A 14,663-nucleotide genomic window follows, 5' to 3' on the forward strand; every position below is an offset into this window, starting at 1 on the left:
GATGTTTTTGATCCCGATGCCCTTCACTATTATCAATTTTAGTTCATATCTAAAGGGGTATTCCCCTAACATCGTTCAATTCGTAGCGTCTTTGTTATTCCTTCTTGTATGGTTTGCTCTAGGCATGAAGAGCAGGGGGAACGAGTTTGTACTGCGATCCACGCTGTTTTGGTTAACGGGGGCGGTCTTGCTTCTTGTTGGGTTTTATCTGGACTTAGCCATACTCTTTATACCTGCGTCCATCGTTTGGGCGGGGCCTGCTTATGGAATCAGGTACGTTCTAAATCTTCCGTCGGATGTGATGTTCGCCTTAATAAGCGTCGTCTGTACTTATCTTTTCGGGTTAATGGGGGTTGCTATAGGACAGTCCCTTCAGAAAAGTGTATAATTTCGCAGACTGAGGAATGTACTACAATGGATGGAGTTCGAATCGTACTGAATAATAATCCACAAAAAGATCCGCTCAAATAAAAATGGGCGGTTTTTTGCATATTAAAGTAAAATATTTACAAGTAAAATATTGATGATGCTTACTAAAATATTGTATTATCGCATTAAGCTTCATTTCATGGGAAGGCGGTGTCCCTTTGAGCGAAAAAGCTACAATCCGTGATCACTTGGAACATTTTTTAAAAAGGAATCGAATGACCATCAATCGCTTTTCCGAGATTTCCGGCGTGAATTCCGGGACATTGAGCGGCACGTTAAAAGGGAATCGGCCCATAGGCTTAAATCAATTGGATCGCATTACGGCTGGCATCGGGATGCCTGAAGGCGAATTATATGAACTGTACATACATGAGTACTTAGTAGACGCTACCCTGGATTGGCGCAGGCTCAGACCTTTTCTATATCGTTGTGCAGAGCTAGGCCATATAACACATATGGAGACAGCGGTGAACTATGTGATGGATAACCTTTCCTATGTCCCTCTGTTATTTGAGCTGGCAGAGCAGTTGCATAGCGAAGGCAAGATGGAGGCTTGTAAACCGCTCTATCGTTGTGTTGCTGAGAGTGAGAAGTTGCAACATTCGGAACGTCTGGCTTTATGCCAATATCGTCTGTTTTCAGTAGGACTTTCGAATGACCAGATTCATAATCTTACGCTAGCCACACGATTCGAACTATTTGTAGAACGTCTTGATGAGCAATATCAATTTGATGCGCTGAATGAACTGATCAATGTATATGCATCCTTGCGCCGCTGGGACAAAGTGAAACAATTCGCTGACCAGTTACAGATCAAAGCTTTTATACAATATGATGCCAAGAAAACATTACGGGAAGTGGAGACTGGAACCAAAAAGAAGATCGTTTATTATGCTTTGTATTCGTATCTTGCTCTTGCTGAGGTCAGTTACCAACATGGAAAATATGAAGAAACGCTTCAGTATGTCTCAAAATACGCTGATTACAGCTGGATTAAAGATCCCACAGAAGAGGAAAAGATGGTGATTCTTCAGTTTCAGGATTGGTCAGAGGGAAATAACTACTATTTCAGATTGCTGTCAGGTGAAACAGAGTTGATTCCAGATTATTTAACGTATATCTCTGATCGCAAAAAAGAAATATTTCCTGCACTATGCGCCATTGTGACCGCAGCGAATCGATATAATGTCAATATTGACGATGTACTTGAACAGTACCAATCTCATCTGGTTTACGAGGAACAGAGCAGTCGTTTCGGGAAAATGAGCAAGCAATACACCAACGATCAATACGGCATTTTGCTAGCAGGGTTAGGTACGTACTATTTAAAAAATAATGACTATGACAGAGGCGTAGCTTACATTCGCCAAGGTATGGAATTTGCGATTGAAAATATGAATAAAGATGGGCTTCTCGATTGTTTGGGACTGTTTGATGATTTGCAGTACGTTGTTACTGGATCGGGGGTCAAGCCAAGCGCCGAGATGCTTATTCAAAAGATTCAGAGATTGTACAGTCCGGAACGATGAAAGAGTACAAAAAGCAGACAATAGATAAGGCCGAGTATCGTATCCACTTGTAAGTATAGGCTAGATGTTATCCCCCAAGTTCAAAAAAGATTAGGCTCGTCGCACTGTGATGCATCCTCCGTTTTGAAATTCCTTATACAGACAGTCGGTTAGATTGTCCAAAGGTGTTTCAGAAAAGGGTGTTTTTTTGTCGTTTTCACTGTTGGAGTTTATTTGAATTTATGTTAATTAGCAGGATGTCCTACAATGGTACAGCAGGGAGGGGTGTTATGGAGCGGGATGAACTCAAACTGCGGATCGAGGAAGCAAGGGAGAAACTCCACCAGATAAAGACGGAGTACGGCGAGCTTCTTCACCCTCAGGTGATCCACCAATCTATGGTGCTGGATGAACTTATTAATATGTACAATCAGGTTAAAAGGATAAAGCCGATGGAGTAATCCATCGACCTCTGGGCGAGAAACTTTGGCCGGTCGCTCGCCCTTATATTTTAACATAGCTAGATATGAAGAAAGAGAAACATTCAATTTTACATACAGTTTTCCTTCACGGTGATATTCTCGTTAGTTATCGTGATGAGGGAAGTTCCTGACACAGATTCTGTATATCCACAGGCTGTTTTTGTATAGGTTTTGCCGCGACTGTCCTTAAGTATGACGTAGACGGAACTTTCGCCTAAAAAATGCAATTTTGGAGTAAACTTTATTTTTTTTCCGCTAACGATTTCTTCGCTAAAGGTATAGAGCAGGTCGGAATCTTCTGTTTTATCTGCTGTGCTTGCGTCGAGAACGGGTTGATTCAAATGGGTTATGCCTGTCTTAATCTGAGTAATGTCATAGTCCGACTGATTATCAATCGTAATTCTGAGTTTGCGGAACGGATCCATGGCATTTAGAAGACTCATCACTACAATGGTACCCAGTGCAAGGAACAGGCCAAGGGCAATCATTAGTTTTATTTTGGAAAAGGGACGACGTGGTCTGGTGTGCATGGTCAAACCTTCCTTTCTATTCAATAATTTTATACGGGTGTATTGTATAAAAGATATAACGCAGAGCTGCGTGTGAAAGTTTGTACTGGCGCATCATTTTACAGTTTAAGTTCAACGAATAAGGTATAATACGAAGGTGATATGAAGGAGAAACGGCAGATCAACAGGATATATGTTTGGAACGTATGAAGTCGAATAGGATGAGTGCTTGAGATAATAAAAAGTTGAGGTGCCTGGAATAAGGTTCATTTGATGAGTTTCATGCAATGCGGTGCTTTGAGGCGGTTCTGAACTGTACATAAAGATAATTGTAGATCATCCTAACATTCACACCGAAGGGATCACACCTAGATCAGGAGGAAATAACATGGAACTGTCTCCAATGAATACGGAACAATTCGCGAGTTTTCGCAGACGTTCGATTGCAGATTTTGCACAGGAAAAAGTAGAAGCAGGAACGTGGGCGCCAGAAGAAGCGCTACAACGGGCAGAGGAATCGTATGAGCGTTATCTTCCGGAAGGATTAGAGACGCCGGGGGCATATGTGTTTAATCTGATGCATCCGGTGGACGGCATTGTCGGATACCTCTGGTTTAATATTACGGAGAATCGGCGCGGGAAAGAGGCTTTTCTGCTGGATATCGTGGTGGAAGAAGCATATCGCGGCAAAGGGTACGGCACAGAAACGATGGATGCGCTCGAAAAGACCGCGCGAAGTCTTGGGGTGGATCGCATTGGGCTGCATGTGTTTGGACATAATGTGCGGGCAAGCAGCTTGTATCGCAAAATGGGATATGAAGTGACGGACTTGACGATGTACAAGGAAATCAAAGGCCAGTAAGAACCAGGGAATTGAAGATGTGGATGTCCGCCGATGATATGGTTGCCCTTCATCTGCAGCAACATGTGAAGATTCGGTTGTCCCACGAGATATCGGGTCGGCGAAGTTCCTTGATGCCTTGGGGTTTGTCATATATAATGGATAGGATTATCCATACCGAACAAGTAATGAATGAGGAGTTGTCATATACATGGCTTTGAAAGCTGGGATCGTTGGTTTGCCGAACGTTGGTAAATCTACATTGTTTAACGCAATTACACAAGCAGGTGCCGAGTCGGCGAACTATCCGTTTTGTACGATTGACCCGAACGTGGGGATCGTTGAAGTACCGGATGAGCGTTTGGACAAATTGACAGAACTGGTTGAACCGAAAAAAACGGTTCCTACCGCATTTGAATTCGTAGACATCGCAGGTCTGGTACGCGGAGCTTCCAAAGGCGAAGGCCTTGGCAACAAGTTCCTTGCCCACATCCGTGAAGTAGATGCAATCGTACACGTGGTACGTTGTTTCGTCGATGAGAACATCACTCACGTGGATGGCAAAATCGATCCGATCAGCGACATCCAGACGATCAACCTGGAGTTGATTCTGGCGGATATCGAGAGTGTCGAGAAAAAAATCGATCGCTCCAAGAAAAACATGAAGGGCGGCAACAAAACGGCTGCTCAGGAAGTGGAAGTATTGGAGAAAGTCAAAGCGGTTCTTTATGAAGACATGCCTGCACGTAGCATGGAATTGTCGGATGAAGAGCGCCTGATCGTACGTGATCTGCACTTGCTTACGCTGAAGCCGGTTCTGTATGCTGCAAACGTGGCTGAGGACGAAATTGGTGACGTAGCGAACAATGCTTACGTGCAAAAAGTAAGAGAATTCGCTGCTGCGGAAAACGCAGAAGTGGTGCCAATCAGTGCGAAGGTGGAGGAAGAAATCTCCGAACTGGAAGGCGAAGATAAACAAATGTTCCTCGAAGAGCTGGGTATTGAGGAATCCGGTCTGAACCTGCTCATCAAAGCGGCTTACAAATTGCTCGGCCTGTACACGTACTTTACGGCGGGTGTACAAGAGGTTCGTGCATGGACCATCCGTAAAGGAACGAAAGCGCCTGGCGCAGCGGGTGTTATCCACACCGACTTCGAACGCGGATTCATCCGTGCAGAGGTTGTTTCATATGACGATCTGGTAGCAGCAGGTTCCATGAACGGTGCCAAAGAGCGTGGTCAACTGCGTCTGGAAGGTAAAGAGTACGTGGTGAATGACGGCGACGTGATGCACTTCCGTTTCAACGTGTAATCTTAAAAAAAACAGATTAAAGACGGGTCAGCGCTCATAGGCTTACCGGTTAAAATAAAGAACAGCACTACGCTCTTTCGCGGGGGAATAGTGCTGTTTTCGTTTTCATTTTACTCCGAAACGACAGGTCAGTTTATGCAAGTTTGATGACGTTTTCACTGGATTGTTTACCCATGATGCATATAATAAAAGAAAAGAAGTACCTTTGCAGGAGGTGGCAAGAGTGGATATAACGTCTCGGTATATTCGATATAATCCTCTGCTTGTAGGAAAGGCTGATTTATCCGAAGAAACGCAGCAGTTATTGCTTCATTCTGGCTTGCCACAGCTTACGTTGGATGGTGAGGATGTCCTTGGGATCAGCTTTAATCCGATGCCGGATATGGGGTTGATGAGCACATGGGATGAACTCAAAACGCTTTTACCCATCGGTTATGAATGGGATGAGGAGACAGCGATTCTCGGCTTGGAAGCTGGAACGGGCATATTGTATAGAGTCGATGTGCAGAGCAGAGAGTATGATGTAATGAACAGCAGTATCCACCTGTTTCTAACGTTTCTAAGAAGGTACAGGGAAATTGTACAGGATCATTCCCAAACGAATGAGCCGAGTGTCATGACACTGGAGCAAGTGCAGGCGAAGCTGGAGGCGTTCCGCCGTGGAGAGATTAAACCTCATTTGCAGAAAAAAGAGCAATCCGGAAGAGATGAAGCGGTGAAACAACTTCGTTTATTTTATACAGAGAAAGACCCTGTAAGTGTGCTTCATGAAGAAACCTGGTGGAGTGTTGTGCTGGAGCAGTTGGAGGATGGATTGCTTTAGCGCCGCGGATAAGTGAAGAGTGTTTCCAGGGAAGATGAAGGCGAAAGCATGAATTTTGGTGGATCGTGGTTTTACGTAAAAAAATCATGTTTACACCATGAACTGTTGCTGTTCAGAAGCATAAGCATATGCTATAATTAAGAGTCGTATACCCTTGATTAACTATTCGTTGTAATCGATAAGATGAGGCGGCGGTTTTCAGGAGGTAGGCGATTTCTTTATATCACTTTAAAAGTAAAGGATTTGATGACGTTGTAGCGAGGTTATACGTCGATCATATAACTCAGAATTCGAATGAGATGCTGCGGTCAGGGGATTCAGAAGAATCCTGTGGTTTGTGGAATTTTGAATGATAGATATATACAGCAAGTGTGCATGTTGGTTCGTTATGAAACACGGCATGTGCAAAGACAAAATTAAAACGTGAGGTGACTATACATGTTGGATAAATTGCAGGCATTGGCCGATCGTTATGACAAGCTGAGCGAGCTTTTGTGTGACCCGGATGTAGCTAGTGATAACAAAAAGCTTCGTGAATATTCGAAGGAACAATCCGATCTTCAGCCGACATACGATGCGTATAATGAGTACAAACAGGTAAGCGAGGATTTGGAAGCGGCGAAGGAAATGCAAGGCGAGAAGCTGGATGACGAGATGCGCGAGATGGTCAAAATGGAGATTGAAGAATTGTCCGCTCGCCAGAAAGAACTGGATGATCTGATTCGTGTACTCATGTTGCCGAAAGATCCGAATGACGACAAAAACGTTATTGTGGAAATTCGCGGCGCGGCTGGTGGAGATGAAGCAGCATTGTTTGCGGCGGATCTGTACCGGATGTATACCCGTTATGCGGATGCACAAGGCTGGAAAGTCGAGCTGATGGATGTGAACACGAATGACCTCGGTGGGTTCAAAGAGGTTGTATTCATGATCAACGGCCGCGGCGCGTACAGCAAAATGAAATACGAGAGTGGAGCACACCGTGTACAACGTATTCCGACAACGGAATCCGGCGGACGGATTCATACATCGACTTCAACCGTTGCGGTAATGCCGGAAGCGGAGGATTTTGATATCGAAATTCACGATAAAGACATTCGTGTGGATACGTTCTGTTCCAGTGGTGCCGGTGGACAATCGGTCAACACGACGAAATCGGCGGTACGTGTAACTCACGTACCAACAGGCATCGTAGCGACGTGTCAGGATGGTAAATCCCAGAACTCCAACAAAGAAAAAGCGTTGCAGGTTCTTCGTACACGTATCTTTGATATGAAACGGATGGAAGAAGAAGCGAAAATCTCCGTGGAGCGCAAAAGCAAAGTGGGAACGGGTGACCGTAGTGAGCGCATTCGCACGTACAACTTCCCGCAAAGCCGTGTAACGGATCACCGCATCGGTCTGACAATGCACAAGCTGGATCAGGTGATGAACGGAGAGATTGAAGATATCTTGTCTGCACTGACGATTGCTCAGCAGACCGAGATGATGGACAGAGGAGAATAATCTGTGACGGGCGGACAGTTTGTAATGACGCCGGAGCAGAGTTGCCGGGAAGCCTTCGTAGAGGCTTCCTCTTTTTTGGAGAAGTGCGGCGTGTACGAGCCGCAGGGCAATGCACGGCTGCTGCTGGAGCATGTACTGGGCGTCTATGGCGCCCAGTATTACATGATGCAGCCGGAGCCGTTCCCGAGCGGGCTGCGTAGCCGCTGGGAGGACGCCGTCACGCGCAAGGCCGCGGGTGAGCCGGCGCAGTACATTATCGGCAGCCAGGAATTCTACGGGCTGCCGTTCGAGGTCACGCCGGCCGTGCTGATTCCGCGGCCGGAGACCGAGCTGCTGGTCGAGGCTGTGCTACGCGCAGCGGACCGCGTGTTTGCCGGCGACGGCGGTGCAGTGCACGCCGTCGACATCGGCACGGGCAGCGGTGCCATCGCGGTCACGATGGCTTCGCTTCGCCCGCAGTGGCAGGTGTCCGCCGGGGAGCTCTCGGCGGATGCCCTGCAGGTGGCCGCGCGCAACGCGGCCGCGAACGGCGTACAGATCGACTTCCGTGAAGGCGATCTGCTTGCCCCGTTCGCCGGGGAGCGGTTGGACATCCTGGTGTCCAACCCGCCCTACATCCCGGCGGGAGATATCGCCGGGTTGCAGCAGGAGGTGCGCGATCATGAGCCGCGCCTCGCTCTGGATGGCGGTCCGGACGGGCTCGCCCCGTACCGCATCATGGTAGAGCAGCTGAAGCTGCTGCCTGCGCCGCCGCAGATTGTCGGTTTTGAGCTGGGCATGGGCCAGGCTCATGACGTGGCGGCTTTGCTGGAATCGGCGGGGCACTGGCCGGAGATTATCATCGTTCCCGACCTTGCCGGAATCGAACGGCATGTCCTGGGTGTTCGACCTTCGGAACAGGTGACAAAAATGTAAGGCACGTAAGTTTTCTTTTTGCCGCGAAATCCTCTACAATGGGGTATGCCGAAGATTTTCTGAATGCTTGGGGGAACATAAAGACATGCTGCACAAATTCAAAAAGATCGACTACTCCATCGTTTTTATTTTGGTGATCCTGATGGTCATCAGTATTTTGTCCATTTACAGCACCACGTTTGGCCGTCCGAAGCTGGAAGGACTGACACGAAGTGCGGTGATCTTTTATATTCTGGGGTTCATCATTTTCTTCGGAATGTCGATGATCAACTACAAGTTCATTATTAAAAACTATCTGTATATCTACGGTGTAGGTATGCTGTTATTGGTTCTGGTCATGTTTATTGGTCAGGAATATTACGGTGCCAAAGGCTGGCTCTCGATCTTTGGATTCAGTCTGCAGCCTGCGGAGCTGTTTAAGCTATGCTTGATTGTATTTCTCTCAGCACTGCTGGCGCGCAAGCGAAACAGGCCGCTGTATTTTGGCCGGGATGTCATACCGATCTCACTCTGTGTGCTGCCGCCACTATTGCTGGTATTGCTCCAGAATGACTTGGGGAACGCACTGAGTTACGTGATTATTCTTATTGGTCTGCTATGGATCGGTAATATCAAATTTACTCATGCGTTGATCGGGTTTGTGATTGCAGCGGCTGCATTTGTCGGGGGCACGCAGGCATATATTCATTATCATGATGAGATTGTCAAATTTCTAAAGGATATCGGCCGTTCGCACTGGGCGGATCGTTTTGACCCATGGCTTGTGCCGGATCAGACATCACGGGATGTGTTGTGGCAGACGTATAATGCGAAGCTGGCCATCGGTTCAGGCGGAATTACAGGTAAAGGGTACATGGAAGGAACAACCATTCAATCCAACCGTGTGCCACTGGCTTACGCCGACTCGATTTTTGTTCAGATCGGAGAAGAGTTTGGTTTTATCGGGGCCTCCGTGCTGCTGCTCCTGTACTTTATCCTGATCCACCGATTGGTCTTGATCGCACTGGAGTGTAAGGACCGAGCGGGGCCATACCTTATCGTCGGGATTATCGCGATGCTGCTATACCAAATCTTTGTTAACATCGGCCCATTCATCGGTCTAATGCCGTTGACGGGTATCACGTTGCCGTTCATCAGTTCAGGGGGAACGTCGCTCGTGCTGAATATGATCAGTATGGGCATTGTGATGAGCATCAAGGTGCACACGGAGGAAAACGAAGATATTCTCGGATCGGCGGAGCAACCGAGTATTACGGAACTGGTGATGAAGCTGTTCAGACGTAAACCCGTGCAACAGAAGCAACCGGAACAGTAAACCTCGACGTTTATATTGAGATGAAGAGGTTAACAGCAACAACTCTACCATTAAAGCTCCATGTTTTAATGGTGCATCCATCGTAGAGAACGATCTCAAAAGAAATATCTCATAAGAACTACCGTAAAAGTAGTCAGATCAACCTTGGAGAATCGTTCTTCCCGGCATTTGCTGGGGAACGAACTTTCAAGGTTTTTTTGATTGGTTAAAGTGAACCGGATTTCCATTCTCCCATCCAATTAGGTACAATGGTAATATTGATCATTATTGGTAAAGCGCGATGTGTGAACTAGGGGGAAATTCAAACATCATGTGGAAAACGGTAAAAAAGCTGGATGGCGTCATTCTTTTTGTCCTATTGTTGTTAATGATTATAAGTATACTTGCGATTTACAGTGGAACACGCTTTGATCCCAAACTTGCGAATCATCATGTGAAAACGATCTATTTCTATGTGGTCGGATTCATCGCGGTCATCGGGATCGGTTTGTTTAATTACAAGTTGTACGTAAAATACGCTTTTCTTCTATATGGTATAGGCATTGTTTTCTTGATCCTGGCCAATGTGCTTGGAAGTACGTTGAATAACGCGAATGGCTGGCTGAAAATAACGGAAAGCATTTCGTTTCAACCTGCGGAATTGTTCAAAATGATCCTTGTTCTCTTCCTCGCCCATTTAATTGTGAAGCGTAAACGTGGGGAGCTCGGGTTCTGGAGAGATGTCGTGCCGATTGGACTCTGGACATTTATTCCGTTTGCACTCGTTATGGCGCAGAATGACCTGGGTAACGCTCTCGGTTATGTGGTTATTCTGGTTGCGGTTTTATGGATCGGCAATATGAAGCTGAAACATGCGTTAATCGGGCTCGCGATTGTGAGTGCTTTCTTTATTGGTTTCATCAAATCCTACACCTTCTACCATGACGAAGTGTTTACCTTTTTGGAAAAGATTAAACGGGAGCACTGGGCTGAACGGATTGATCCGTGGCTTGTACCCGAAAAGGCAACAGCCAAAGCGATGTGGCATACGAAAAATGCAGGACTTGCCATCGGATCGGGCGGAATTACGGGCAAGGGCTTTTTGGAAGGAACCTCGGTTCAAAGCGGGCGTGTGCCGTATACGTATTCGGATTCCATCTTTGTGGTGGTGGCAGAAGAATTCGGTTTTGTGGGAGCTTCGCTCTTAATCCTGTTATATTTTATACTGATCCACCGGATGGTGTTGATCGCATTGGAGTGCAAAGAACGCGCCGGACCCATTATCATTGTGGGTATTATCGGGATGTTACTGTATCAGGTGTTCGAAAATGTAGGTGCATTCCTTGGCCTCATGCCACTGACGGGCATTACGCTGCCATTTATTAGTTATGGCGGTACGTCTTTGCTGATTAACATGGCCTGTATCGGGCTGGTGATGAGCATTAAGCTGTATGGTGATGAAGACGAGGATGAATGGTTTCCGGAGGAACAGTCTCCGTCGTTGGTGCAGCGGATTCGGAGTCTACTGAAAAAGGAAAAAGAGAACAGCACCGTGTAGTTGTATTTTTTCACGAGCTGGAGGGATTATTCATGATGAATAATTTTCAAAAAATGGTGGCTGTATTACTCGTGATAATAACGATTTTACTGTGCCTAATCTATGTTGAAATGAAACGTAGTAATCAAATGCAAGAGAAGATCGTTCACCACCTGTATAATTCAAATTAAAGTAGCACTCTAATCCATTGCTATCTTCGAAAAAGCTTAGTGATCACTAAGCTTTTTTTTATGCCCGAGAAGGGCTGGTTTAGGGGCATTTAGTAGAAAACATGAGTGCTGAAATCATCTCCTTTTCGTAAGAAATCTCTTTTCGCAACGCGGATAATGAATATGTCTGTGTTCCTGTCTCCGATCAATGAAGCCAATTCATCCGATTCTATGAAAAATGTTAATAGATTTGTGAATGTACTAGGTTTACTTCTTCCTCTACCGGGCATACTGATAGACATGAGAGAGTTACAGCTGGATAACGGATTCGAGGGGGAGAACGGGATGAACAGACGAATTGGTAAACAAATTGGACTTATCCTTGTATGTCTTATGATGATCATTATGATGTGGGAAGGTCAGAAAACCGATGCGGCTGTTGCTGCTACTACTATTCCGGAGCAATCGATCCGTTTGCGGATTCTAGCGAATTCCGATGCGGCTGGAGATCAGCTCGTGAAACGCGAGATTCGGGATGCGGTCGTTGCACAGATGGGCGAATGGGTTGGGGCGCTGGAGAATCCGCAAAGTCTGGAGCAGGCTCGGTATGTCATTCGTGAACATCTGTCCGAGATTGAGAATCGGGTAGGGGAAGAGCTAATGAAACGCGGTCTGACTTATGATTATCAGGTGGAGCTTGGCACGGTTCCTTTTCCAACAAAGCTATATGGCGGTACGGTGTACCCTGCCGGCGAATATGAAGCAGTACGGATCACGCTGGGCGAAGGCAAAGGGCAGAACTGGTGGTGTGTGTTGTTCCCGCCGCTCTGTTTCATTGATGCAAGTACAGGAGATGCGCTGGCCAAACCATCGACAGTCTCTGCCTCGGCTGCCGATGCAGTAGAGGTGAAAGCAACTGTGCAAGGTGAGACGCCTGAAGCGAGATTCTTCCTGTGGGATGTGGCCGTGAAAATATGGGGTTGGATAGCAGGATTATTCACTTAACAACGAATTTAAGATATAATGAAATGCAGTGCGTTAGAATAAAAAACTTAGAGATGGAAGTTTCGTTGCAGGTGTGCGAGGAGCTTCCTTTTTACGTGAACAGGATATGCGGGGGAGGTACCTCATCGTTGGATCAAACCTGAAACGTGACAGATATGGTATACTTATATGTACTGAAATTAAACCTACTTGAAGTTTAGGGATGATGATATATATGACCAGAGAACACGAAAAGATACAACAACCCTCGTTAGAGGACAAGCGCGATGATGCGGCGTTAGAGAGAGCCAAGGGGGAGTACAACACAGCCTTCTGGGATGTCAGCGCGTTGTTGCATGAGCAGAGTGAGGCCGAGAACATAGATGTGAACGTGCAAGAGATTTCCCCAGTATCGGATGCGAAAAAGGGGAGCGCCGCCCGCGAAGCAGCACTCGCTGACTTGCAGGCAGCCGCGGCCTGCCTTCGTCAAGGGGAGACGGTTGCCTTCCCGACCGAGACGGTCTACGGCCTCGGCGCAGACGCGCGTAGCACGGAAGCGGTTGAGGCGGTATTTGCCGCCAAAGGGCGGCCTTCCGACAATCCGCTGATTGTGCATATCGCGCACCGTGACCAGCTACATGAGCTGGTCACCGAGGTGAATGCAACAGCGGAAGCGCTGATGGCGGCCTTCTGGCCGGGCCCGCTGACGCTGGTGCTGCCGGTTAGGCCAGGGGCGGTATCCCCTCGGGTCACTGCCGGACTGGATACAGTGGCCGTGCGCATGCCGGACCACCCGGTGGCACTGCCACTCATCGCGGCGGCGGCATGCCCCGTGGCTGCGCCGAGTGCGAACCGTTCCGGGCGGCCTAGCCCGACCCTCGCCGCACATGTGCGGGAGGATCTGGATGGCCGCATCGGCGGCATTGTGGACGGCGGCCCCACGGGGGTGGGCGTCGAGTCCACCGTGGTGCAGGCCGGTGACGACGGTACCGTCACCATCCTGCGCCCTGGCGGCATTACGGCGGAACAGCTGTCCGCCGTAGCCGCCCGTGTCGCCACGGACCCAGCGCTTCTCGCTGAAGGGTCCGGTGGCGACAGCACCAGCCCGGCGCCGCGCTCGCCGGGCATGAAGTACACGCACTACGCACCCGAAGGGGCGCTGTGCGTGGTAGAGGGGCCGCCCGCAGCGGTGGCGGCCTGGACCCGCGCCGCCCTGGCGGAGGCGGCGCAGCGCGGAGAGCGCACCGCGGTGCTGGCGTTCGCCGAGCACGCGGAGCAGTACCGCGCCGATGCCGTGTTCTCGCTGGGCGACGCCAGCGAGCTGCAGGAAGCTGCGCGCAGGCTATACGCCGCGTTGCGCAGCTGCGATGAGCAGGGCGCCACATATATTGTGGCGGAGGCCTGCTCGCGCGAAGGGCTGGGAGCAGCCGTCATGAACCGGCTACTCAAGGCGGCGGGCAACCAACTTATTCAAGTTGGTTGAGCCGCTCACCTAAACGCTCCTGCCCACGGGATCAGGAGCGAGCCTCGGCATTCGCAAGCAGTCATCACGCTTGCATGCAGTCGTCACGTTTAACGTTCCAATCTATTATTTTCATATTAGCAAGGTCGCACTTGATCTGTTTTTTCATCATCGGAAAGCTGTACCCCACACTTCTTAGCTCCGTTTCCCTGTAACCGTCATGTTTGAGTTCTTGTCCGCATATCGTGTACAAGAACCTTATGTGACTTGGGGGTATGAGGATGTGGGATGTGTCTGCCCATGTAGGGCAGTTGGTAACCATTCTGATTATGGCGGTTGCGCTGGGGCTTGATGCATTCTCGCTGGGCATCGGCATTGGCATGAAGGGTATACGGCTACGGGATGTATTGAAAATTAGCACCGTTACGGCACTGTTTCATGTCATCATGCCGCTTGCCGGCATGTATATGGGTAAGTATGTCAGTTCCTTGCTGGGCAATATTACGAATTACGCGGCAGGCGGCCTGCTGGTACTGCTAGGCGCTCACATGATTTTTAATGCGTTTCGTGAAGGGGAAACCAAGCTGGTCGATCATCGATCTTTGCTGGGTATTCTTTTGTTTTCGCTTAGTGTCAGCGTAGATTCATTCTCTGTCGGGGTGTCACTTGGCATGTTCAGTAGTGATCTTGTCCTTACGATTTTGGCCTTTGGTTTCTGCGGTGGCTTGATGTCGATTATGGGTCTGCTTCTGGGGCGTAGGGTAAGCCAGAATTTGGGGGATTACGGTGAAGCTGTAGGCGGAGCGATCTTGCTTGCCTTCGGACTTTTGTTTATATTTTAAAAAATAAAACGTTTGAACGATACGATAGGTAGTTCACATCTTGATCATA

General features: G+C 48.2%; 13 protein-coding genes. 12 read left to right on the forward strand and 1 reads right to left on the reverse strand.

Going from position 1 to position 14,663, the window contains the following annotated elements:
* Positions 1–644: 644 nt before the first annotated feature.
* Both FS818_RS21095 and FS818_RS21100 read left to right on the forward strand, forming a co-directional pair.
* The gene (locus FS818_RS21095) at positions 645–1,958 is read left to right on the forward strand and encodes a transcriptional regulator (protein ID WP_145334409.1); all 1,314 of its coding nucleotides are present in this window, start codon (positions 645–647) and stop codon (positions 1,956–1,958) included.
* Positions 1,959–2,194: 236 nt separating this feature from the next.
* Entirely contained in the window at positions 2,195–2,398 is a 204-nt protein-coding gene (locus FS818_RS21100) for an aspartyl-phosphate phosphatase Spo0E family protein (protein ID WP_260989939.1), read from the forward strand.
* 89 nt (positions 2,399–2,487) lie between these two features.
* Here the strand turns inward: FS818_RS21100 and FS818_RS21105 are convergent, their stop codons facing one another.
* Positions 2,488–2,973, reverse strand: coding sequence for a hypothetical protein (locus FS818_RS21105; RefSeq protein ID WP_222128834.1), 486 nt, complete (start codon positions 2,971–2,973; stop codon positions 2,488–2,490).
* Positions 2,974–3,316: 343 nt separating this feature from the next.
* Here FS818_RS21105 and FS818_RS21110 point away from each other — a divergent pair, with 343 nt between their 5' ends.
* From FS818_RS21110 to FS818_RS21155, 10 genes are all read left to right on the forward strand, one after another.
* Positions 3,317–3,790, forward strand: coding sequence for a GNAT family N-acetyltransferase (locus FS818_RS21110; RefSeq protein WP_145334415.1), 474 nt, complete (start codon positions 3,317–3,319; stop codon positions 3,788–3,790).
* 190 nt (positions 3,791–3,980) lie between these two features.
* Positions 3,981–5,081 (forward strand): redox-regulated ATPase YchF, encoded by a 1,101-nt coding sequence (ychF, locus tag FS818_RS21115; protein ID WP_145334417.1) that lies wholly within the window; start codon positions 3,981–3,983, stop codon positions 5,079–5,081.
* Between the two features lie 223 nt (positions 5,082–5,304).
* Entirely contained in the window at positions 5,305–5,904 is a 600-nt protein-coding gene (locus tag FS818_RS21120; RefSeq protein ID WP_186375562.1) for an SUKH-4 family immunity protein, read from the forward strand.
* 438 nt (positions 5,905–6,342) lie between these two features.
* Positions 6,343–7,410, forward strand: a complete 1,068-nt coding sequence (prfA, locus tag FS818_RS21125) for a peptide chain release factor 1 (RefSeq protein ID WP_145334421.1) — start codon at positions 6,343–6,345, stop codon at positions 7,408–7,410.
* 24 nt (positions 7,411–7,434) lie between these two features.
* Positions 7,435–8,325 (forward strand): peptide chain release factor N(5)-glutamine methyltransferase, encoded by an 891-nt coding sequence (gene prmC / locus FS818_RS21130; protein ID WP_145334637.1) that lies wholly within the window; start codon positions 7,435–7,437, stop codon positions 8,323–8,325.
* A gap of 85 nt (positions 8,326–8,410) precedes the next feature.
* On the forward strand, positions 8,411–9,640 hold the full coding sequence (locus FS818_RS21135) for an FtsW/RodA/SpoVE family cell cycle protein (RefSeq protein WP_145334423.1): 1,230 nt from the start codon (positions 8,411–8,413) through the stop codon (positions 9,638–9,640).
* Positions 9,641–9,950: 310 nt separating this feature from the next.
* Entirely contained in the window at positions 9,951–11,177 is a 1,227-nt protein-coding gene (locus FS818_RS21140; protein ID WP_145334425.1) for an FtsW/RodA/SpoVE family cell cycle protein, read from the forward strand.
* Positions 11,178–11,671: 494 nt separating this feature from the next.
* A complete protein-coding gene (spoIIR, locus tag FS818_RS21145; protein WP_145334427.1) occupies positions 11,672–12,331 on the forward strand; it encodes a stage II sporulation protein R in 660 nt (219 codons plus the stop codon).
* 214 nt (positions 12,332–12,545) lie between these two features.
* Positions 12,546–13,793 carry an L-threonylcarbamoyladenylate synthase gene (locus FS818_RS21150; RefSeq protein WP_145334429.1) on the forward strand — a complete coding sequence of 416 codons (1,248 nt, stop codon included), beginning with the start codon at positions 12,546–12,548 and terminating at the stop codon, positions 13,791–13,793.
* A 260-nt stretch (positions 13,794–14,053) separates the two neighbouring features.
* Positions 14,054–14,614 (forward strand): manganese efflux pump MntP, encoded by a 561-nt coding sequence (locus tag FS818_RS21155; protein ID WP_145334431.1) that lies wholly within the window; start codon positions 14,054–14,056, stop codon positions 14,612–14,614.
* Positions 14,615–14,663: the final 49 nt, after the last annotated feature.

Source organism: Paenibacillus xylanexedens, from assembly GCF_007680605.1.
GTDB classification, from domain to species: Bacteria; Bacillota; Bacilli; order Paenibacillales; family Paenibacillaceae; genus Paenibacillus; species Paenibacillus xylanexedens_B.